This is a genomic window from Arthrobacter sp. NPDC080086 (genome assembly GCF_040702285.1).
Genome location: NZ_JBFBKP010000069.1, coordinates 1 through 21,015, shown reverse-complemented (window position 1 = coordinate 21,015; position 21,015 = coordinate 1). Strand labels below are relative to the sequence as shown.

Here is a 21,015-nt window from a genome sequence, read left to right as displayed (position 1 = left end):
GTGGCCTCACGCACAGGAACGCGTGCCGTCACCCACAGGCGCCCGTGCCGCGGTGCACTACATGTAGTGCCGCCGCCCACTCAGGGCCACCAGGGACGCGCCCCGCGACACGCCGTGAATGTGCGACACGCGGGGTGGTTAATTGTGGCTAACCTGTCCACAGGGTGTGGACGGGGCCGCGAAAAAAGCCGCGATTCCGGACATTTTGAGACCCTCTGCTTGTGGATTAACGGTGGGTTAAATGACATACTTGTAATACATCATCTTGGGGTCCGCGCCGGGCTCTTGCACTACATGTAGTATCGACATACAGTTCGAGCGGAGCGGTTACAGGCCGCAAGGCGAGGCGGGTTCCGGGACGCGAAAGCAATACCGGGCAGGCCCCACCGGACCCGAACCACAGACTTCAACTAAGGGGACCAGGACATGACCGTAACGGTTTACACGAAGCCGGCCTGCGTGCAGTGCAACGCAACCTACCGCGCGCTCGACAAGAAGGGCATCGCCTACCAGAGCGTCGACATCTCCCAGGATGCCGAGGCCCTCGAGCGCCTCAAGTCCCTGGGCTACATGCAGGCCCCGGTCGTCGTGACCGACCAGGACCACTGGTCCGGCTTCCGCCCGGACAAGATCGAGGAACTGGCCCAGGCCTCCGCCGTCGCGGTCGCCTGAAAGCCTTCCCACAGCAGCACCACACCGGATGAGGTGACGACCATGGCCGCACCGGCAACCGCCGGGCCGCCGCTGGCAGCGACGACCGTGGACTCAGCCACGGATTCAAAGTCAGTGCAGACCACCGGCAGCCACCTCATCTACTTCTCCTCCACGTCGGAAAACACCCGTCGCTTCGTCCAGAAGCTCGGCGTCGACGCCGCCCGCATTCCCCTCCTGGCGAGGGAACCGGCGCTCGTGGCCACCGAGCCGTATGTCCTGGTGGTTCCCACCTACGGCGGGACCGGGGGAGAAGGATCCGTTCCGAAGCAGGTCATCCGCTTTCTGAACGACCCGAGGAACCGGCAACAGCTCCGTGGAGTGATCGGGGCGGGCAACACGAATTTCGGGGACAACTACTGCATGGCCGGCGACATCATTGCCGCCAAATGCAACGTCCCGCACCTATATCGATTCGAACTCATGGGGACGCCGGAAGACGTCGGCCGAGTACAACAAGGATTGGAAGAATTTTGGACACGACTGTCGCAGACGAAGTGACCGGGGCTCACGCCGTCGAAAAGCACACCGTGGCGGGCGAGAAGCCGGCGCTGCCGGCCGCCTACCAGGGCCTGGGCTACCACGAGCTCAACGCCATGCTGAACCTCTACGGTCCGAACGGCGAGATCCAGTTCGAAGCCGACCGCGAGGCCGCTCACCAGTACTTCCTGCAGCACGTGAACAACAACACCGTGTTCTTCCATGACCTCGAGGAAAAGCTCGACTACCTGGTGAAGAACGAGTACTACGAGCGGGAAACTCTCGACCAGTACACGATGAACTTCATCCGCGAGCTCTTCAACCGCGCCTACAAGAAGAAGTTCCGCTTCGAGACCTTCCTCGGCGCCTTCAAGTTCTACACCTCCTACACGCTGAAGACGTTCGACGGAAAGCGCTTCCTGGAGCGTTACGAGGACCGCGTCTGCATGGTGGCCCTGCACCTGGCCCGCGGCGACGAGCAGCTGGCCACCCAGATGGTCGACGAGATCATCGAGGGCCGCTTCCAGCCGGCCACTCCGACGTTCCTGAACGCCGGCAAGAAGCAGCGCGGCGAGCTGGTCTCCTGCTTCCTGCTCCGCATCGAAGACAACATGGAGTCGATCGGCCGCTCCATCAACTCCGCACTGCAACTGTCCAAGCGTGGCGGCGGCGTGGCGTTCGCCCTCACCAACATCCGCGAGGTGGGCGCCCCGATCAAGCAGATCGAGAACCAGTCCTCCGGCGTCATCCCCGTGATGAAGCTCCTCGAAGACAGCTTCTCCTACGCCAACCAGCTCGGTGCCCGCCAGGGTGCCGGTGCCGTGTACCTGCACGCGCACCACCCGGACATCTACCGCTTCCTCGACACCAAGCGCGAGAACGCGGACGAGAAGATCCGCATCAAGACCCTCTCCCTCGGCGTCGTGATCCCGGACATCACCTTCGAGCTCGCCAAGCGGGACGAGGACATGTACCTGTTCTCCCCGTACGACGTCGAAAAGGTCTACGGCATGCCGTTCTCCGACGTCTCGGTCACTGAGAAGTACTACGAGATGGTGGACGACTCCCGGATCAAGAAGACCAAGATCAAGGCGCGCGAGTTCTTCCAGACCCTCGCCGAGATCCAGTTCGAATCCGGCTACCCGTACATCATGTTCGAGGACACCGTAAACCGGGAAAACCCGATCGACGGCAAGATCATCATGTCCAACCTGTGCTCCGAGATCCTCCAGGTCTCCCAGCCCACGACGTACCACGATGACCTGTCCTACGACGCCACCGGCAAGGACATCTCCTGCAACCTGGGCTCGCTGAACATCGCGAAGACCATGGACTCGCCGGACTTCGGCCTGACCATCGAGACGGCCATCCGGTCCCTCTCCGCGGTCTCCGACATGTCCAACATCACCTCGGTGCCCTCGATTGCCCGCGGCAACGACCAGAGCCACGCGATCGGCCTCGGCCAGATGAACCTGCACGGCTACCTGGCCCGCGAGCGGGTCCACTACGGCTCCGAAGAGGGCCTGGACTTCACGAACATCTACTTCTACACGGTGCTGTTCCACGCGGTCCGCGCCTCCAACAAGCTGGCCATCCAGACCGGCCAGACCTTCGGCGGCTTCGAGAAGTCCAAGTACGCCTCCGGCGAGTTCTTCGAGAAGTACATCAACCGCGAGTGGGTCCCGGAGACGGCGAAGGTTGCCGAGCTGTTCCAGAACATCCACATCCCCACCCAGGATGACTGGCGCGAGCTGAAGGCTTCCGTCATGGAGCACGGCATCTACAACCAGAACCTGCAGGCCGTCCCGCCGACCGGCTCGATCTCCTACATCAACAACTCCACCTCCTCGATCCACCCGGTGGCGTCCAAGATCGAGATCCGCAAGGAAGGCAAGCTGGGCCGCGTGTACTACCCGGCGCCGTACCTGACGAACGACAACCTGGAGTACTACCAGGACGCGTACGAGATCGGCTACGAGAAGGTCATCGACACCTACGCCGCCGCCACGCAGCACGTGGACCAGGGCCTGTCCCTGACCCTGTTCTTCAAGGACACCGCCACCACGCGTGACATCAACAAGGCCCAGATCTACGCCTGGAAGAAGGGCATCAAGACCATCTACTACATCCGTCTCCGCCAGCTCGCGCTGGAAGGGACCGAGGTAGAGGGCTGCGTCTCCTGCATGCTCTAGCCTCCGACTGAGGCATGCGAGTACGACGGCGGGCGCCCGCCCGCCGTCGTACGCTTTAACTTAGAGAACCAACCCAACATTGAGGGGATGACATGACCGAGAAGGTCAAGCTGCTGAGCCACGTCGAGGCGATCAACTGGAACCGTATCCAGGACGACAAGGACGTGGACGTCTGGAACCGCCTGGTCAACAACTTCTGGCTGCCGGAGAAGGTGCCGCTGTCCAACGACGTCCAGTCGTGGAACACCCTGACGCCGGCCGAGCAGCAGCTCACCATGCGGGTGTTCACCGGCCTGACCCTGCTGGACACCATCCAGGGCACCGTCGGCGCCGTCTCGCTGATCCCGGACGCGGTCACCCCGCACGAGGAAGCCGTCTACACGAACATCGCGTTCATGGAGTCCGTGCACGCCAAGAGCTACTCCTCGATCTTCTCCACGCTGGCCTCCACCAAGGAGATCGACGAGGCGTTCCGCTGGTCCACCGAGAACGAGAACCTTCAGAAGAAGGCCCAGATCGTCATGGACTACTACCAGGGCGACGACCCGCTGAAGCGCAAGGTGGCCTCCACCCTGCTGGAGAGCTTCCTGTTCTACTCCGGCTTCTACCTGCCGATGTACTGGTCCTCGCGAGCCAAGCTGACGAACACGGCCGACCTGATCCGCCTGATCATCCGCGACGAGGCCGTCCACGGCTACTACATCGGCTACAAGTTCCAGAAGGGCCTGGAGAAGGTCTCCGAAGAGAAGCGCCAGGAGATCAAGGACTACACCTTCGAGCTGCTCTTCGAGCTGTACGAGAACGAGGTCCAGTACACGCATGACCTCTACGACGGCGTCGGCCTGGCCGAGGACGTCAAGAAGTTCCTTCACTACAACGCCAACAAGGCGCTGATGAACCTGGGCTACGAGGCCATGTTCCCGGCCTCCGTCACCGACGTAAACCCGGCGATCCTCTCGGCCCTGTCGCCGAACGCCGACGAGAACCACGACTTCTTCTCCGGGTCGGGCTCGTCGTACGTCATTGGCAAGGCTGTCAATACCGAGGATGAGGACTGGGACTTTTAGTCTCCACAGTCAGCATCGCATTTGAGAACGGCCCCGCACCTCCTGTGCGGGGCCGTTCTGTGTTGGCGGCGGGGTACCGGGGGATATCCGCGTCGCTTCAGCACTCGTCGATGATCTTTCCGACCACGCTGCCGACGGCGGCACCCAGGGCCGCACCACCGGCGCCACCGAAGTAGCCGCCGATCACTCTGCCCGCGCCGGCCAGGGTGCCCTGCCAGTTGCCTCCGGACTTCTTGTAGACCACGGTGGTTGATCCTCCGCCGCCGCCGTCGTCGGAGACGTAGGATCCGACGGCGCCGGAGGCGTAGGCCAGGGCGACCGGGCTGGCGTTGCCCTTCATCATGAGTTCCTCGTACGCCTTTTTGACCTCGTGGTAGGCCTTGGCGGCGTCGTGCTTGCCTCCGGTGGCCTTGTGGCCGAGCTCGCAGATGTGGGTCAGTACCGGCAGCTCTGCCTCGGTGATGAAGTTCAGCTCGTGCAGTTTGCTGAGCACGATCTTGTCGGCCTTCAGGCGGTCGCCTTTGGCCTCGGCCATGATGCGCTGCATCTCCCTGGCCGCCGCGCTTTGCATCTCGTAGACGCCAATTCCGCTGAAGGATTCGATGCTGGACATTGGAATGCCCTCCTAAGTGCTGGTTGAGGCGCAGGTCCGCGCAGTGGAATCTTGCTCCCGTCGCGGACGGAAGGGAATACCGAAACTATTCAGAAGCCGGCAGCGTCTTCGAGGCTCGGTTCACCGGAGTATCCGGGCAGGGCTGAGAGGGAATCCGGCCAAAGCGGCGGTTCCCAATCCTGCTGTTCGCTGCGGTAGCGGCGTCCGGTGGGGGAGACCCATTCCGGCGGCTCCTGAGGCGTAGCCGGCGTCGGCTGCCAAGCCGTGGTGTGTCTGAGTCGGTGGTGCTTCCGGCAGGGCTGGCCGAGGTTGCTAATCCCGGTGGTCCCGCCCTTCGCCCAGGCCAGCAGGTGATCTGCATCCGTATCGAGGGATGAGTTGTTACAACCTGGGAAGGAGCACTTGGCGTCTCGCAGCCGAAGCCATTGCCGCATTGCCTTGGGGATCCGGTAGCTGGTGCGGCCGATCTCCAGTGGCGCACCATCCCGGGGATCCACCAGCACCCGGTAGAATGAGTCCGCCCCGTCCGCCACCAGCCTCCCGGCCGTCGACGGCGGGATCGGTCCGAAGCCATCCAGCGTTGCAGGCTCATCGGTCAGCCCCAGTAGTGATAGCACCGGGACGGTGACCAGCACCTGCGCCCGCGGGACCGGCGCCCGGCTAATGGTGGACGCGGAGGCGGTCCCTTCAAGACCAGGGCCGGCGTCGCCGTCGACGTAGCCATCGGAACGGTCGGCCAGCAGCAGGGTAACGGCCACGTCTGCACGAAGCTGTGCCAGGGTCCGCGGCTCGTCCGGTCCCTGCAAAGCACGGGACGCGGAGGTGAGCCGGTCGAAGATTCCGGCCGCATCCACCGCCGGCAAATACGCATTGAGCCAGGCCATGCCGTCGCGGTCGGGATGGAACTCCACCCGCCGGTCGGCCGCGCCGCGGGTGTGCCGGGCCTCGATGCTGTCAGGATGATGCCGCTCGCGCCAGGTCCTGGCCTTTGCCCGGAACCGTCCGGGGACGAGTTCACCTGCGTAACAGCCGCGGGCCGGTGAGGAGTCGTCCGGGTCGAGGAAGTGACTCTCCAAGGCCGTGGCACCGGCGGGGGAGAGACTCGAGGCTTCGTCCACCATGATCCGAGCGTGCTGCCAGGAAACCTTGCCGGCACGCAACGCGCCCAGCGTCAGGGGCAGCGACGTCGTCAGGGACAACGCTTCGCAGATCAGTGCCGCGGCGGACCGTTCACTGACCGTCAGCACACCCGCGATTTCCGCGACCGTGCCCATCTCCCGTGCGGTGCACTCCTGGGGCGATGAGCTAATCCCGGCAACGACCTCCGCAAGCCGGACGTATTCGGCAGTCAGATGCACTTTCAGCGCGGCGGCCCGGGCTTCCAGACGCGTAACTTCCGCGAGCCCGTCCAGACAGGCGTCGGCGAGCAAAAGGGCTGGATCGGCGTCGGGCCCAAGTGCAGGGCCGGTCATAGGGCAGGAGAGCAGCTGCTCGAGCGCGGCGGCGGACTGCGTCAGGGCCGCTACCGCCGCCCTGATGCCTGCACTGGCGCCAGACTCGAAAGCCTCTCCGCTCTCCATGACTCAACACTAGGGCGAAGCACCGACATTTAAACCCGGACGCAGGCCCATCCGTGTCCGGGACCGGCGAGAGATAGCACGCCGGCGCGTAAGATAAGGGACTGCCAACCAGCTCCAAGCCTCCCTCAGAACGCGTAGCGGATACGACAATAGGGCGCGATGTCTGCAATGAGCTGCGTCAGTTGCCGCACGTAGCCAGCCTTGGTTCCAGACCGGTAGCGGACGTTCGTGAATCCGTTCGACGAGACCTTTGACTCCTGCAGGTCCGGGCGCCAGAGTGCCTTCTCAGCCTGCGGGTGCCAGCCCAGATTTACCTCGTGGAGCCCCTCGTTGTGCGTCAGAAAGATGACCTCCGCCGCGAGTTGGGCCTTCGCGGCGTCAGTCAGGGTGGCGTCGAGTTGACGCAGCAGTTCCTCCCAATCGTGCAGCCAGGTGTCCGTGATGATGACGGGGGAGAAGTTCACGTGCACCTCGTAGCCGGCTTCAACGAAGTCGTTGATGGCGGCCATTCGTTCAGCCATCGGCGAGGTCCGGACGTCGACGGACTTGGCCAGGGCCGCGGGCATCAGGGAGAAGCGGATCCTGGTGTGGCCGCCGTGGTCCCACGCGAGCATCGCCGGGTTCACATATTTGGTGGCAAACGAAAGCTTCGCGGTGGGCAGGTCGCGGAAGAGCATGACCAGGTCTTCCACGTTGTCGCTGATCAGGGCGTCGACGGAGCAGTCGCTGTTCTCGCCGATGTCGTAAACCCAGAGCTCCGGATCGCACTGGTTGGGCTCCAGCTTGATGCCCTGGCGCGTGGCGTGCCGCTCCAGCGTCCGGGCGATGTCGTCGATGTTCGCGAACACGGTGACCGGGTTGCTGTACCCCTTGTGCCGGGGCACGTAGCAGTAGGCGCATGCCATGGCGCAGCCGTTCGCCGTCGAGGGTGCAATGAAGTCCGCCGACCGGCCGTTGGGTTTGACGGTCAGCGCTTTTTTGACGCCGAGGACCAGTGCCTCCGTCTTGATCCTGGACCAGCGGGGCACGTTCGTTTCATCCCCGTGGACCTCGGGGATGTTCCAGTGGCTATCGATAAGGACGACGTCGGCGTCCGGCCATCGTGCGACGATCTCCCTGCCCCGGGGAAGCTCAAGCGCCGCAGGCTGGGCATAGATCCGCCGGATTTGTAGCAGGCGATTGAACTCCACGATTCCGTTCCCCTGCGGGCCCGAAGGGACTACTCGTCGGCGGCGGCGAGCTGGCCGCAGGCGCCGTCGATCTCCTTGCCGCGGGTGTCACGGAGGGTGCAGGGGACCCCGGCGGCGCGCAGCCGGGCGATGAACTCCTGGGCCACCGGCTTCTCCGAGGCGGTCCAGATGGAACCCGGCGTCGGGTTCAGTGGGATCGGGTTGACGTGCACCCAGCCGCGGCCGCGCTGGTTCAGCTTCTTGGCCAGCAGGTCGGCGCGCCACGGGTGGTCGTTCATGTCCTTGATCAGCGCGTATTCGATGCTGACGCGCCGGCCGGTCTTCCGGTAGTACTCGTACGCGGCGTCGATGGCCTCGTCGACCTTCCAGCGGTTGTTCACCGGGATCAGCTCGTCGCGGAGCTCGTCGTCGGGCGCGTGCAGTGACAGTGCGAAGGTGACCGGAATTTCCTCGTCGGCCAGCTTGCGGATGGCCGGGACCAGGCCCACGGTGGAGACGGTGATGTTGCGGGCCGACATCCCCAGTCCCTCGGGGGACGGGTCCACGAAGCGGTGCAGCGCCGCCATGACACGCTTGTAGTTGGCCAGCGGTTCACCCATGCCCATGAAGACAATGTTGGTGACGCGCTCGTCGTCGTGCTCCTTGGGGCCCAGCTCGCCCGCCGCGATGGCACGGTTGGCGGCGACCACCTGGTCCACGATCTCCGCGGTGGACATGTTGCGGGTCAGCCCCGCCTGGCCGGTGGCGCAGAACGGGCAGTTCATGCCGCAGCCGGCCTGCGAGGACACGCAGAGTGTGATCCGGCCGGGGTAGCGCATCAGCACGGACTCGACCAGGGCGCCGTCGAACAGCCGCCAGAGGAACTTGATGGTGTCCCCGTTGTCCGTGCGGAGGCGGCGGACCTCGGTCAGCAGCGGCGGGAACATCTCGGCCACGAGCTCCTCGCGCCCGGCCTTGGGCAGGTCGCTCATCGCCGCCGGATCCGTGGTCCAGTGCTGGAAGTAGTGCGTGGAGAGCTGCTTCGCGCGGAACGCGGGAACACCCATCTCCTTGAGCTTCGCGGCGCGCTCCTCCAGCGTGAGGTCAGCGAGGTGCGCCGGCGGCTGCTTCACCCGCGGCGAAGCGAACTGGAGGACCGGCCGGCCCTCCGAGGTGCGCGCCTGCTCCCAGCCTTCCGCCGTCGGGCGGACCTGCGGGCGTGCGCTGCCGACGGCGTCGCCGCCCTTCGCGCGGGTAAGGTCGGGGGCGTCGGAGGGAGAAGTTGAGGAAGTCATCCTTTCCATTGTCCCACGCCGGCCTACCACACGCTAAGCGCGGGGAAGCCCTGCGCCCGGGCGCGGCACCGGCGCGCCGCACCCAGGTGCCGCGCCCGCTGCTGCATCCGGCGTCCGGCCGCTGGCGTCCGGCACCGGCCGTCCGGCACCCGGCGTCCGGCGTCCGGCGGCCAGTGCACCGGGTACGGTCCCTAGTAGCCCGCGACCTCGTGCGGGACGTACGGGCTCTCCAGCTCCGCCATCTCCTCCGGCGTCAGCGTCAGCTCCAGCGAGGCGAGGGCGTCCTCCAGGTGCTGGGCCTTGCTGGCGCCCACGATCGGGGCGCTGACCACGCTGTTGGCGCGTACCCACGCCAGGGCAACCTGGGCGCGGGGCACGCCGCGGCGCTCGGCGATGGTGCGCACGGCGTCGGCAACGGCCCGGTCGCTGCTCTCGGCGCTGTAGAGGGTCTTGCCGAACTCATCCTTTTCCGAGCGGTTGGTCTTCTCGTCCCAGTCCCGGGTGAGCTTGCCGCGGGCCAGCGGGCTCCAGGGCAGCACCCCGATCTTCTGGTCGGCGCAGAGCGGGAACATCTCGCGTTCCTCCTCGCGGTAGACCAGGTTGTAGTGGTCCTGCATGGTGACGAACCGGGTCCAGCCGTTGAGCTGCTGCAGGTAGAGCGCCTTGCTGAACTGCCAGGCCGCCATCGAGGACGCGCCGATGTAGCGCACCTTGCCGGCCTTGACGACGTCGTGCAGCGCCTCGAGCGTCTCCTCGATCGGCGTCGAAGGGTCCCAGCGGTGGATCTGGTAAAGGTCGATGTAGTCGGTGCCCAGCCGGGTGAGGCTGGCGTCCAGTTCCGCGAAGATGGCCTTGCGAGAGAGTCCGCGCCCGTTGGGGCCGGGGCGCATGACGCCGTGGACCTTCGTGGCGATGACGGTGTCCTCGCGGCGGGTGAACTCGGCAAGGGCGCGGCCCACGATCTCCTCGCTGGAGCCGTTGGAGTAGACGTTCGCCGTGTCGAAGAAGTTGATTCCCGCGTCCACGGCCTGCCGGATCAGTGGACGGCTCTCCTCCTCGGGCAGGGTCCACGGGTGCGGTCCCCGCTCGGGGTCCCCGTACGTCATGCAGCCCAGGGCCAGCGGTGAGATGTCCATGCCGGTGTTGCCGAGTTTGATGTAATCCACGTCTGCCTTCCGTCGCAAATCCCACGGCCGCCGGTGCGGCCTTCGCCCCACGTTAGGCGACGAGTCTGGCAAATTGCGAGGAACGCACAGTCAGTGGGAGGAGAGGATTGCGACGACGGCGTCCGCGACGGCGCCGGGCTGGCTAAGGAACGGGGAGTGGCCCGAATCCAGGGCCTCGTACGTGGTGCACCGGCGGGCCATCCGCAACTGGAGCGTGGGGTCGAGGGCCTTGTCCTGCCGGCAGACGATGTACGTGCTCGGCGTCGTCAGCCAGGCGGTCCGTGCCGGGACACCGCGGCCGTGCCCCGAACGCTGGGGAACGAGCAGGGACGTGGCCCTGGCTCGGTCTTCGGGACTGCAGTCGGCATAAAGGAGGTCTCCGGCTAACTCCGGCCGCAGGCGTGAGGTCCCGTCGTCGTGGTGCTCGACGATGCTGTTGATGAGGGCCGCCCGTCCGCCGAGGGAGGCGCCGCTCTCTCCCGCCGCCGGGACGAAGGCCGCGACGTAGAGGAGGTGGCTGATCCGCTCAAGCCCGGTGATGACGGACCCGCCATAGGAGTGCCCCAGGACCAGCGGCGGGGATGCGCAGGAATCGACGACGGATTGGACGGCGTCCGTGTCGGCGGCGAGCGAGCCGCGATGAAGGTGGGGCGCATGGACCGTCAGGCCCCGCGAACGCAGTTCCTCGACGAGCTTGGCGAAGTGCCGGGGTTGGTGCCACAGGCCGTGAACCAGGACCACCTCGGCACGTGCCGGCACCGGCCCTACACTCCCTTGAGCAGGGCGAAGTAGCCGGGAACCTGCTGGGGGAGCCCCTCCGGCTTCATCGGAACGACTTCGATGTTGATCGGCCCCTCGGAACGCAGCTCCCACTCAGAGGCCGGGAAGGCCCGCTGCCGTTCCTTCCCGCCGAACCGTCCCGGCCGGGGGAGGTGCTGCAGGGCCCGCTCCAATTGCCGGGGGACGTGGTGGTGGCTGGCGCCGAGCGCGGTGAGGTAGTCCAGGCTCGATCCGGGGAAGTTGGTTTCGGCGAGGAACACCTGGCCCTGGCCGGCCACCAGCGTGCGAAGGTTCGCGGCCAGTGCGGCCTGGTGCGCGGGATCCAACACGTGGAAGACGCCCCGGACAAACACGTTCGCCGGACCGAGCCGGTCCAGGAGCTGCGCTCCGGCACCCTCGCCGGTGGCGTCGACGGCCAGGAAGTCGGCGTTGGGGATGTTCCGGGCCTCGTGGGCCGCGCGGGCGACGGCCCCGGGGGAGACGTCGATGCCGAGGACCTGCGGGAAGAGCCCGGCCAGCCAGCGGGTGTGCGTGCCGTTGCCGCAGCCGACGTCGATGACGGGCAGGGCCGGATCGAAGGCGTCCAGCAGGACGCTGGCATACTGGGCGTGTTCCGCAGCGGAATCCGAATCCCAGAGGACATCGCCGTCGCTGCCGGTCGCGCGGACGCCGGTCCAATACCGGTCCCACGCCGTGTGCGGGTCCCGCGGGGCCTTGGAGGTCAGGCGCACCACCGTCGGGACAAGGAGCAGCTGCTGCCAGAGCTTGGACATCCGCTTACTCTACCGGGGCTGGACCGCGCCGCGGAGCCGTTCGAGCACCTGCGCGGCGTCGACCGGGCGCCCGTACAGGTAGCCCTGGCCGTACTGGCAGCCCATGGCCTGCAGCCGGGACGCCTGGCCCTCGGTTTCGATGCCTTCGACGATGGCGTTCAGCTCGGCGGCCGCGATTAGCTGCAGCACGGCGGCGACAAACTTGTGCTGCCGGGGGTCCGATTCGAGGTTGCGGATCAGGGACTGGTCCACCTTGACGGTGTCCGCCGGGAGGGACCGCAGGTAGCTGATCGATGAGTAGCCGGTTCCGAAATCATCGATCTGAAGCCCGACGCCGAGGTCCCGCAGCCGGTGCAGGATTTGCTCCTCACCGGCGCCGCGGGACATGAGGACGGTCTCGGTGATCTCGAGGACCAGGCGGCGGGGCTCCACGCCGTGGCGTGCCAGGGTTTCCCGGACGTCGTCGACCAGGTCGTTGCGCAGGAGTTCCGCGGCGGAGAGGTTCACATGGAGTCCGAAGTTGGCCAGATCCGGGGCCTCGGCCTTCCAACGGCCCAGCTGGGCGATGCCTTCCTGGAGCACCCATCGGCCCAGTTCCAGGATCAGCCCGGTCTCCTCGGCGATGCCAATGAACAGGTCCGGCATGATGGTGCCGTGGACGGGGTGGTGCCACCGGACCAGGGCCTCGACGCCGGCGATCCTCCCCGTGGCGAGCTCCACCACCGGCTGGTACAGCAGGGCGAGTTCCCCACCGGCGGCGGCGCTGCGCAGCTCGGAGGTGATCCGCGACCGTTCCAGGACGGCGTCGAGCATGTCCGGATGGAAACGGCGGACCTTATTCCGGCCCTCGGACTTGGCCTGGTACATGGCGATGTCCGCGTCGCGGATGAGGTCCTCGGGCGAGTAGCCGGCGCGTTGGATGCAGACGCCGATGCTGGCCGTGGTCCAGACGGTCTCGGAGCCGATCTTCACGCTTTCCTGCAGCGCGTCGCGGGCGCGCTGGGCGATGGCGAGGGTCTCTTCCTCCGTGGCGCCGTCGATGAGGACGGCGAACTCGTCGCCGCCGAGGCGCGCTACGGTGTCCTCGGCCCGGACCACCGAGAGCAGGCGCCGGGAGACCTCCACCAGCACCGCGTCGCCGGCACTGTGGCCGAGGGTGTCATTGATGGCTTTGAAGGAGTCGAGGTCCAGCACCAGCACGGCGGGGACCCTGGCGGCGTCGGAGGTGGCCGCGATGGCGTCGCGGATCCGTTCGCTGAGCAGGTGCCGGTTGGCCAGGCCGGTCAGGGCATCCGTCTTGGCCATAAGTTCCAGTTCCACCTGGGTCCGGCGCAGCATGGCCGTCCGGGCGGCCACGCGCTCCTCAAGTTCTGCGTGGATGTGGCCGAGTTCCTCCGCCAGCAGGTTGATGCCGGTGATCACCGCATCGATCTCGTCACCGTTCTCGGAGGCAACGAGCCGTGCCTCGAGGTCGCCGGCGGCCAGGCGGACAATTCCTTCGACGAGTTCCTGCAGCCGTGGATCGGCGGTCTCCCCGTCAGGGCTCACGCCGTGGGACCAGCTTGTCCGGTAGTGAGCCACGCCAGGGCGTCGTCACGGGAGGTAAAGAACCGGGTGGGACACGGCGGGATGTGCACGCCGAGGAAGAAGTTCGCCAGGACACGGTCCACGGGCGACCGGCCCAGCAGCGCGATGCGCGAGGCGCTGCAGGGGATGGACCAGATGGCCCGAGCCTCCCGGCTCACCGACGCGACCGAGGCCATGTCCACGAGCATGGGATGGGGCTGGTCCTGGCAGACGTCGTTCACGGTGGCCATCGCGGCACGGGCGTCCTCGACCTGGATGTCCACCTTGGGCAGCCAGCGCAGGTGCACGAAACCGCCGTCGTCGAGCTCAACGCTGCCCTTGCCGCCGTCGACAATAACCGGTGCCATGTCCCCTTACCTTCCAACAGCGATGCCGAAATGTTCGGCAACTCCCTAAAGGTACCCCGGGGCGGGCCGCCGCCCGGCAAAACACGCAAATATTCGCCTCCGGCAGCGCTAGGCGGGAGCGCCCAGGGCCCGCCGTGCGGCAGCAATCGTCCGCACCGCCCGCGCCCGGGCTTCGGGCCAGGCTTCCGCGGGGAGGACGAGGACGGCCATGTCCCGCCAGCCGGAGTCCGTGGCGGGCGACGGGACCCTGCGGAAGCCCTCGACGGCGAACCCCAGGGTGGTCAGCGACTTCAGCGAGCGGACGTTGCGAGGGTCCACATCGCACTCGATCCCGTCGGCTCCGGCCGCGAACAGCCAATCGAAGACGGCGACCTTCGCCTCGTGGTTGGCGCCCGTGCCCCACAGCGCCGGGTCGATCACGGTGCGGCCCACCCTGACCCTGCCGTCCGAGACGCCGGTGATGCCGGTGGTGCCGGCGAACAGCGGCGATCCGGGCATCCTGTGGTGGTGGATGGCGAAGACCGCCAGTCCGTCGTAGCGCCGGTGGATGAATTCGATGAGTTGGCCGTAGGTGGCAGGCCGGGGGCCGCCGTCGCCGTAGCCCTGCGACCACACCGAGTCGTGCGTCAGCAGGCGGGCCAGGGGGTCGACGTCGGCGGCGGCGAAGGGCGAGAGTGCAAACCGGCCGTAGTGGGTCACCAGAACGGGCAGCCGGCGGGGGAGACGCACCATGGTGACCTTTCCTCAACAACGCCCCGGGGATGCGGGGTTGGAGGAAACTGTGCGGCAGGAAGATGAATGCCGGGTGACGCCGTCCGGAACGGCAGTGGATTCATTGACGGCGAATATCCGCTGGCTCACAATGACAGCATGAGCGACGCTGAGCAGGAATCGACCATCAGCCAGGTTACCGAGCGCCTCGCGGCACGCTTTCCCGAGGCTCCCCGGCACCGCATCGAGAGCATCGTGGGGGAGGAATACCACTCCCTGGACACGGGCCGGATCAGGATCTACGTCCCTACCCTGGTGGAAAACAGCGCCCGTTCCCGGCTGCACCGCGAGGCGGGCCGGCCGGACGACGGCGAGTAGCCGCCCCGATCCTTGGTTCCGCTGTCGGCGCCCGAAAGCCGCCGCTTAGTGAGTCCGGACGTGGGGAAACGGAAAAAGCCGTGTCGGCGCCCCCCAAAAAACTTGTGCGCCGACACAGCTACCGCAAAAGTGCGGTTCCTAATGGATATGTCACAACCTTAGGGCACGGCAGTCCCGTAAACAAGACGGGCGTCCGGTTTTTGTCTAACCCGTTACCGGGGCGGGTTCCAGGACAGCCTGGGGAATGAGCGCGGACAGCTTCTTGGCCTGTTCCAGCAGGTCTTCATGTAGGATTCCGGGCAGCATGATGTCCCACATCTGCTCGATGCGCTGCATGACATCCTGGCGTTCGGTCAGGACACAGGAGACCATCTGCACGCCGGTGAAAGAGGCCACCAGGTAATGAGCGAAAGCTTCCGCGTCGACGGAGGCCCGCAGCTGATGCGCGGCCCGGGCCTGGGCGGCCAGCTCCTCAATGGTGGCGATCCAGTCCACGTAGGGCTCCCGGACCGGTGGCCCGAACGATGTGGCCTCGAACGTCAGGCGCGTCCCGGCGCGGACCACGGGTTCCTCAAGCAATTGGCGCCCGAACGTGGCGCAGATCAGAATCATCGACTCGAGGGGTGGCAGGCCTTTGGCCAGGACCCGCTGGCCCTCGGCCTCCGCCAAGCGGTGCTGTTCGGCTATGACCGCCCGGGCGAGGGCTTCCTTGGAGGGATAGTGGAAGTACATGGCGCCCTTGGTCACCTGGGCCCGCTCCGCCACCTGGGTCAGGCTGGTGCTGCCGTAGCCCTGTTCCTCGAAAACCGCTGCGGCACCGGCGATGACCGCCGCTCGGGTAGCTTTTGCGCGATCCTGAAGGACCATCTATCAACCTCAGACTGGTGGACGTGCACTGCGCGCCGGACGCCGCAGGGCGCGCCGCCGGTCCCCGCGGTTTCCGCGGACCCCTCGATCGTAACAAGGCGGGGCGAACGACGGCGCACGGCGCACCACCAGCTGCCATGCGCCGGGAGCCCATTCTTCGTTCAGGGGACGCCCAGCGCGGGGGGCCTGCTGAGGCGGCGCGTCAGGGTGCTTCGAGGACGAAGAAGATGAACGACAGGAACGCGGAGCGTTCGCCGGCGGCGATGCGGCGTGGAAGCAGCTCCGAGGGTGTGGTCGGCGAGGGGGCCGGTTCGGCGACCCGGACCACTCGGTAGCCGGCCGCGGAGAACGCATCAAACATGGCGTGCAGCGGCCGGTGCCAGAAGGTGAGCACTGCGGGCTCGCCGTCGAACTCGAATTCCTCGGAGTACTCCCGGGTCACGAAGTAGTCCTCGCCGGGATAGTTGACGACGCTGACCGTCGGATGGTTCACCGACAGCATCAGGCGGCCGCCCGGGACCAGGATGCGGCGAAGCTCGGCCAGGGGTGCCGACCAGTCCTTAAGGTAGTGAAGGGCCAGCGAGCAGACGACGTCGTCGAAGGTGTTGTCCGGGAACGGCAGTACTTCGGCTAGGTCAGCGACGTGGAGGTCCGCGTCCGGTCCCAGGCGCCGCCGCGCGAGGTCGATCATGGCCGGGCTGACATCGATCCCGGTCACCGAGGCGCCCCTGGTCAGCAGCGCCTCCGCCAGCGGGCCGGCCCCGCAGCCGGCATCCAGGATCCGCTTGCCCTGGACGTCGCCGGCTAGGTCCAGCATCGCGGGCCGCTCGTAGTGCGCGTTGAGGAGACTGGACTCGTTCTCCGCGGCGTACCTCGCCGCAAAGCCGTCGTAGAGTGCTGCCTTCATGGATCCTCGCCTTCGTGGATGTCACTGCTGCTTCGGACGGTCCGGCCGATCCTAGCAAAGGGCCCGGGTTAGAGTGCAGCCATGATTGTGTGGATCAACGGAACCCACGGGGCGGGCAAGACGACGACGAGTGCCCTGGTGCAGGAGCTCTTGCCGAATTCCCGGGTCTTCGACGCGGAGAAAGTGGGGGAGGTCCTCATGGACGTCACCCCGGCGCTGCCGGATATGGGGAACTTTCAGCATTGGGATCCCTGGCGGCCGCTGGTGGTGGAGACGGCCCGCCGGCTCCTCGAGTACACCGGCGGCACGCTGGTCATTCCGATGACGGTGCTCGTAGAGAGCTACTGGCGGGAAATCAGCGCCGGACTGGACGGCTAATGGCATCCCGGTTCAGCACTTCGTCCTGCATGCGGACGAACAGACGCTCCGGGACCGAATCCAGAAGGATGAGGTCCTTGGCCCGTCGTCGTTCCGCTTCGCCTACGTCGAGCCGTATGCCGAGGCCGCCGAGGCTTGGCTGCATAAGGAGGCCGAGGTCATTGATACGACCCGGATTTCACCGGAACTGGCAGCCCGCCGGATCGCAGAGCGGGTGCTCCGCCGGGACACACACGCAACGGTCGGGTCCTGACCCGTGGCCGCCTCCCTGATTCTGATCAACGGGCTGCCCGGATCCGGTAAGACCACCCTCAGCCGACAGCTCGGCGATATCCTGCAGCTCCCCGTCATCTCCAAGGACGTACTCAAGGAGACGCTCGCGGACACCGCCGGCGGCTGCGTTTCCGGCGGCCGGCTGGGGCAGATCGCGTCCGACACCATGTGGCAACTGGCGGCGGCGGTGCCGGGCGCCGCCGTCGTCGAATCCTGGTGGTACCGGCCCCGCGACCTGGAGCACGCGAGGCGAGGGGCCGCCCTGTCCGGCGCCCCCGCCATTACGGAGATTTGGTGCGACGTCCGCGCGGAGACCGCCCGGGCGCGCTATGAACGGCGGGTGCGCCACCCCATCCACGCCATGGACCCGGCGACCGTCGACGCGACCTGGGCGGAGTGGTCGGAGCACGGCGCCCCGCTGGAGCTGGGGGCGACCCTCCGGGTTGACACGGAAACCGCCGTGGATCTGGCCGGCCTTGCGGACCTGATCCGGGCCGCCGTGGAGCGGCCCGGATCGGTCGGTGCGGGCTAACCCGCGGGTGCCACGACGACGGCGGGCGAACCCTGGTTCACCGGGTTGGCGGACGACGACGGCGCCACCACCCCGAAGTCGTAGCCCTCGGCGCGCAGGGCGTCGATGGTGGACGACAGGTAGGTCCACTGCGACGCCGGGCAGTTCAGGACGTCTTCGGCATCGTGGAGCAGGATAATCGCTCCCGGGGCGGCCTCTGCCATGACGTAGTTCTGTACGCCCGTGGCACCGGGGCACTCGAAGTCGCCGGGATTACCGACGTCCCAGTGCCAGAGGACCCCGCCGCTCATGCCGAGCGTCTTGAGGTAGCCGGCCGCATAGGTGGTGCTGTTGCCGAACGGGAAGCGCAGCAGTTTCGGGGTGGATCCGGTAACGGCCGAGATGGCGTCGTTGGTGCTGTCGATCTGGTCCTTCTGCTGGGCGTTGCTCAGCTCCGGGAAATTGGGGTGGTTCCAGGAGTGATTGCCGATCACGTGCCCCTCGGCCTTGATCCGTCGGACCAGGTCCGGGTACTGCTGGGCGTTCACGCCCTGAAGGAAGAAGGTCGCCTTCACGCCCTTCTGCTTCAGGACGTCGAGGACGAAGGCCGTTCGCTGCGGTGAGGGCCCGTCGTCGAAGGTCAGGCCGATCAGGGGCTTGTCCTCCGCCCGGGCGACCGCCGCGGGGCCGCCCAGGAGCGCCGCCACCACCAGACCCGCGGTGACCAGCGCCTTGATGAGAATGCTCTTTCTTGTGGTGTTTCGGGTGGTTTGCATGGTGCATCGATCCCTTCCCAAGGTTGTCTAAACCCTTGTTAACCGAGCACCCTACGGCCGCCTCCGTGGGCTGTAAACACGTAATTTCCAAGCAGCGCCGGGGAAAAAACAGGTACCGCGCCAGCCGTCCTCACCAGCCTCCGCGGGTAGGCGTGTGCCCCTGCCGCGCATCGTCGGGCATGGTCATCTCGGCCCGCAGCCCGAGCAGCCGGATGGGCCGCCCGGGGTCGATTTCCGCGGCGATGGCCAGGGTGCGGGCCAGGATGTCCGCGCCGTCCGAGGTTTGCGGAATCTTGCGGGCCAGGGTTTTGGTGGTGAACGGCGCGTAGCGGACCTTCAGGGTGAGTCCGACGACGGGCCGGCCCTCGGCGGCGACGTCGCCCAGGACCTGGGCCACCAGCTCCCGCAGGGCGGATTCGACCTGGCCGGGGCTGGTGAGGTCCTGCTGGAAGGTTGTCTCCCGGCTGTGCCCCCTCACCACCCACGGGGTGCTGTCCACGGTGGCGGAACCGTCACCACGGCCAAGCTCCGCATACCAGGGGCCCATCTTTGGCCCGAACTCCGGGACCAGGGCGGCCGGGTCCGCCGCGGCCAGTTCGGACACGGTGGTGATGCCCAGCGCGGCGAGCCGGGCGGAGACCTTGGCGCCGATGCCCCACAGCTCCCGGGTGGGCCTGGCGCCCATGACCTCCAGCCAGTTCTCAGCGGTGAGCCGGAAGATGCCCGCCGGTTTGCCGAAGCCGGTGGCCACCTTGGCCCGGACCAGCGTGTCGCCGATGCCCACGCTGCAGTGCAGCCGGGTCTCCTCCAGCACCGCGGCCTGGATGGCCCGGGCGTAGGCCTCCGGGTCCGCCGTCGTGATGCCGACGAATGCTTCGTCCCAGCCGAGTACCTGGACGGTGGCGCCGGGCTGGTCCCGCAGCACCGCCATCACCGTCTCGGAGGCCGCGAGGTAGGCGTCCCGGTCGACGGGGAGGATGACGACGCCGGGCACCTTGCGGGCGGCGACCCGCAGCGGCATCCCGGAGCCGATGCCATAGGCCCGGGCCTCGTAGGACGCCGTGGAGACCACCGCGCGCTCGGCGGGATCGCCGCGGCCGCCGACGATCACCGGCCTGCCGGCAAGCTCGGGCCGCCGCAGGACTTCGACGGCGGCGATGAATTGGTCCAGGTCGACGTGCAGCACCCAGGGGTTTCCGGTCACGCGACCAGTCTGCCGCAAAGCAGTTTAAACAACACTTGAAACTTCAACTAAAACCTCATAAACTGGAGGTATGACATCGACAGCTGACCGCGCACCCGTCCTCTTCCTCAGCCACGGCGCTCCGCCGCTCGCGGATGACGCCACCTGGACCCGGGAACTCAGCGACTGGTCCGGCACCTTCGCCAAGCCCAAGGACGTCCTGATGATTTCCGCTCATTGGGAGAACGCTCCGGTCACGCTCAGCGCCACCACCCGCAGCCCGGGCCTTGTCTACGACTTCGGCGGCTTCGCCCGGAAGTACTACGAGGTCACCTACGACGCGCCGCAGGCCCCGGAGCTGGCCGCCGAGGTGGCCAGGCTGGTGGCGGACCACGGCCACCACGTGGAGCGGGACGAGAGCCGCGGCCTGGACCACGGCGCGTATGTGCCGCTGAAGGAGATGTTCCCCCAGGCTGACGTCCCGGTAGTGCAGATGTCCATGCCCACCCTGGACCCGGAAGGCCTGTTCACCCTGGGCCGGTCCCTGGCCCCGCTGCGCGACCGTGGCACCCTGATTGTCGGATCCGGGTTCACCACCCACAACCTGCGCTGGTTCAACCCCGCGGGCGGCCCCGACAGCACGCCGCCCTCGGTCTCCCGCGAATTCGACCACTGGGCCGAGGAAGCCATGGCCCGCGGCGACGTCGACTCCATCCTGGACTTCCTGCACAAGGCGCCGGCGGCCCGCGAGGCGCACCCGCGCAGCGAGCACTGGGCACCGCTGTACGTGGCGCTCGGTGCCGCCTACGAATCCGGTGACCTCAACGCGAAGACGGCGATCGACGGCTTCTGGTTCGGACTGTCGAAGCGGTCCTGGACCCTGACCTAGGCCGGGTCCGGCAGTAGTTCGGCCCCTGCCTGCGTGGCGGGGGACTGGGTTGCGGGGCTGGTGCGCCGGCCGAGGAAGTCCTCAACCACGGCGGCGAACTCGTCCGGGCGCTCGATCTGGGGCATGTGGCCGGTGTTGGCGAAGACGTGCGACTCCGCCCCCGGGAGGGCCGCGAGCGCTGCCTCGAGGTGGTTGAAGGGCAGGATGTGGTCGTGGTCGCCCCAGACCACGAGTGCCGGAACATCCCTGTGCGCCAGGGCGGCGAGCAGCTCGCTCCGCCACTCCGCGCGGACGCCGGTGATGGTCCCGAGGTCGCGGGCAACATCCAGCAGCGTCTTCCGGTGCGAGGCGCGCCGGGACAGGGCCAGGGCGTGCGCCACCC

The 21,015-nt window shown here is 67.0% G+C and carries 23 protein-coding genes; 8 read left to right on the top strand and 15 right to left on the bottom strand.

The genetic code is table 11. From position 1 onward, the window contains the following. The first annotated feature begins 426 nt into the window (after positions 1-426). The 4 genes from nrdH to nrdF all read left to right on the top strand — a co-directional run bounded on the left by nrdH (position 427) and on the right by nrdF (position 4,450). On the top strand, positions 427-672 hold the full coding sequence (gene nrdH / locus AB0305_RS18335) for a glutaredoxin-like protein NrdH (protein ID WP_120949950.1): 246 nt from the start codon (positions 427-429) through the stop codon (positions 670-672). Positions 673-714: 42 nt separating this feature from the next. Continuing rightward, complete coding sequence (gene nrdI / locus AB0305_RS18330; RefSeq protein ID WP_364135239.1) at positions 715-1,212, top strand: class Ib ribonucleoside-diphosphate reductase assembly flavoprotein NrdI; 498 nt, start codon at positions 715-717, stop codon at positions 1,210-1,212. Positions 1,213-1,262: 50 nt separating this feature from the next. Beyond that, positions 1,263-3,383, top strand: a complete 2,121-nt coding sequence (gene nrdE / locus AB0305_RS18325; RefSeq protein WP_290257886.1) for a class 1b ribonucleoside-diphosphate reductase subunit alpha — start codon at positions 1,263-1,265, stop codon at positions 3,381-3,383. Between the two features lie 92 nt (positions 3,384-3,475). After that, the gene (gene nrdF, locus AB0305_RS18320) at positions 3,476-4,450 is read left to right on the top strand and encodes a class 1b ribonucleoside-diphosphate reductase subunit beta (RefSeq protein ID WP_290257638.1); all 975 of its coding nucleotides are present in this window, start codon (positions 3,476-3,478) and stop codon (positions 4,448-4,450) included. 97 nt (positions 4,451-4,547) lie between these two features. Here nrdF and AB0305_RS18315 read toward each other — a convergent pair whose 3' ends face one another. From AB0305_RS18315 to AB0305_RS18270, 10 genes are all read right to left on the bottom strand, one after another. Continuing rightward, a complete protein-coding gene (locus AB0305_RS18315) occupies positions 4,548-5,063 on the bottom strand; it encodes a hypothetical protein (protein WP_366173585.1) in 516 nt (171 codons plus the stop codon). 89 nt (positions 5,064-5,152) lie between these two features. Next, the gene (locus tag AB0305_RS18310) at positions 5,153-6,643 is read right to left on the bottom strand and encodes a DUF222 domain-containing protein (protein ID WP_364135247.1); all 1,491 of its coding nucleotides are present in this window, start codon (positions 6,641-6,643) and stop codon (positions 5,153-5,155) included. Positions 6,644-6,768: 125 nt separating this feature from the next. Continuing rightward, positions 6,769-7,833 carry a spore photoproduct lyase family protein gene (locus AB0305_RS18305; protein ID WP_364135250.1) on the bottom strand — a complete coding sequence of 355 codons (1,065 nt, stop codon included), beginning with the start codon at positions 7,831-7,833 and terminating at the stop codon, positions 6,769-6,771. A gap of 29 nt (positions 7,834-7,862) precedes the next feature. Next, on the bottom strand, positions 7,863-9,107 hold the full coding sequence (gene rlmN, locus AB0305_RS18300; RefSeq protein WP_364135253.1) for a 23S rRNA (adenine(2503)-C(2))-methyltransferase RlmN: 1,245 nt from the start codon (positions 9,105-9,107) through the stop codon (positions 7,863-7,865). 191 nt (positions 9,108-9,298) lie between these two features. Beyond that, positions 9,299-10,273, bottom strand: a complete 975-nt coding sequence (locus AB0305_RS18295) for an aldo/keto reductase (protein WP_364135256.1) — start codon at positions 10,271-10,273, stop codon at positions 9,299-9,301. A gap of 90 nt (positions 10,274-10,363) precedes the next feature. Then, complete coding sequence (locus tag AB0305_RS18290) at positions 10,364-11,032, bottom strand: alpha/beta hydrolase (RefSeq protein WP_364135259.1); 669 nt, start codon at positions 11,030-11,032, stop codon at positions 10,364-10,366. 5 nt (positions 11,033-11,037) lie between these two features. Next, positions 11,038-11,826 (bottom strand): class I SAM-dependent methyltransferase, encoded by a 789-nt coding sequence (locus tag AB0305_RS18285; protein WP_364135262.1) that lies wholly within the window; start codon positions 11,824-11,826, stop codon positions 11,038-11,040. A 9-nt stretch (positions 11,827-11,835) separates the two neighbouring features. Beyond that, positions 11,836-13,374: an EAL domain-containing protein gene (locus AB0305_RS18280; protein WP_364135265.1), complete on the bottom strand. Its 1,539-nt coding sequence runs from the start codon at positions 13,372-13,374 to the stop codon at positions 11,836-11,838. Then, entirely contained in the window at positions 13,371-13,760 is a 390-nt protein-coding gene (locus tag AB0305_RS18275) for an STAS/SEC14 domain-containing protein (RefSeq protein ID WP_364135268.1), read from the bottom strand. The genes AB0305_RS18280 and AB0305_RS18275 overlap by 4 nt, the downstream gene beginning before the upstream one ends. Before the next feature lie 108 nt (positions 13,761-13,868). After that, positions 13,869-14,492 carry a GNAT family protein gene (locus AB0305_RS18270; RefSeq protein ID WP_364135271.1) on the bottom strand — a complete coding sequence of 208 codons (624 nt, stop codon included), beginning with the start codon at positions 14,490-14,492 and terminating at the stop codon, positions 13,869-13,871. A 138-nt stretch (positions 14,493-14,630) separates the two neighbouring features. On the opposite strand from AB0305_RS18270, the gene AB0305_RS18265 reads away from it, so the two are divergent. Continuing rightward, complete coding sequence (locus AB0305_RS18265) at positions 14,631-14,849, top strand: three-helix bundle dimerization domain-containing protein (RefSeq protein WP_364135274.1); 219 nt, start codon at positions 14,631-14,633, stop codon at positions 14,847-14,849. Between the two features lie 204 nt (positions 14,850-15,053). Here the strand turns inward: AB0305_RS18265 and AB0305_RS18260 are convergent, their stop codons facing one another. Together AB0305_RS18260 and AB0305_RS18255 are read right to left on the bottom strand one after the other, a co-directional pair. Then, positions 15,054-15,716 carry a ScbR family autoregulator-binding transcription factor gene (locus AB0305_RS18260; protein ID WP_364135277.1) on the bottom strand — a complete coding sequence of 221 codons (663 nt, stop codon included), beginning with the start codon at positions 15,714-15,716 and terminating at the stop codon, positions 15,054-15,056. A 202-nt stretch (positions 15,717-15,918) separates the two neighbouring features. After that, positions 15,919-16,623, bottom strand: a complete 705-nt coding sequence (locus AB0305_RS18255) for a class I SAM-dependent methyltransferase (RefSeq protein WP_364135280.1) — start codon at positions 16,621-16,623, stop codon at positions 15,919-15,921. An 81-nt stretch (positions 16,624-16,704) separates the two neighbouring features. Here AB0305_RS18255 and AB0305_RS18250 point away from each other — a divergent pair, with 81 nt between their 5' ends. Next, positions 16,705-17,001, top strand: a complete 297-nt coding sequence (locus AB0305_RS18250) for a hypothetical protein (RefSeq protein WP_364135283.1) — start codon at positions 16,705-16,707, stop codon at positions 16,999-17,001. 256 nt (positions 17,002-17,257) lie between these two features. Then, complete coding sequence (locus AB0305_RS18245) at positions 17,258-17,806, top strand: AAA family ATPase (RefSeq protein ID WP_364135286.1); 549 nt, start codon at positions 17,258-17,260, stop codon at positions 17,804-17,806. Here the strand turns inward: AB0305_RS18245 and AB0305_RS18240 are convergent. Both AB0305_RS18240 and AB0305_RS18235 read right to left on the bottom strand, forming a co-directional pair. Next, entirely contained in the window at positions 17,803-18,561 is a 759-nt protein-coding gene (locus tag AB0305_RS18240; protein ID WP_364135289.1) for a polysaccharide deacetylase family protein, read from the bottom strand. The two genes, AB0305_RS18245 and AB0305_RS18240, sit on opposite strands and share 4 nt — an antisense overlap. Before the next feature lie 130 nt (positions 18,562-18,691). Then, positions 18,692-19,747 (bottom strand): DNA polymerase IV, encoded by a 1,056-nt coding sequence (locus AB0305_RS18235; RefSeq protein WP_364135803.1) that lies wholly within the window; start codon positions 19,745-19,747, stop codon positions 18,692-18,694. 88 nt (positions 19,748-19,835) lie between these two features. Here AB0305_RS18235 and AB0305_RS18230 point away from each other — a divergent pair, with 88 nt between their 5' ends. Next, a complete protein-coding gene (locus AB0305_RS18230) occupies positions 19,836-20,633 on the top strand; it encodes a class III extradiol ring-cleavage dioxygenase (RefSeq protein WP_364135292.1) in 798 nt (265 codons plus the stop codon). On the opposite strand, the gene AB0305_RS18225 is transcribed toward AB0305_RS18230, so the two are convergent. Next, a partial coding sequence (locus AB0305_RS18225) for an alpha/beta fold hydrolase (protein WP_366173577.1) occupies positions 20,630-21,015 on the bottom strand: 386 nt, incomplete at its 5' end. The genes AB0305_RS18230 and AB0305_RS18225 overlap by 4 nt on opposite strands.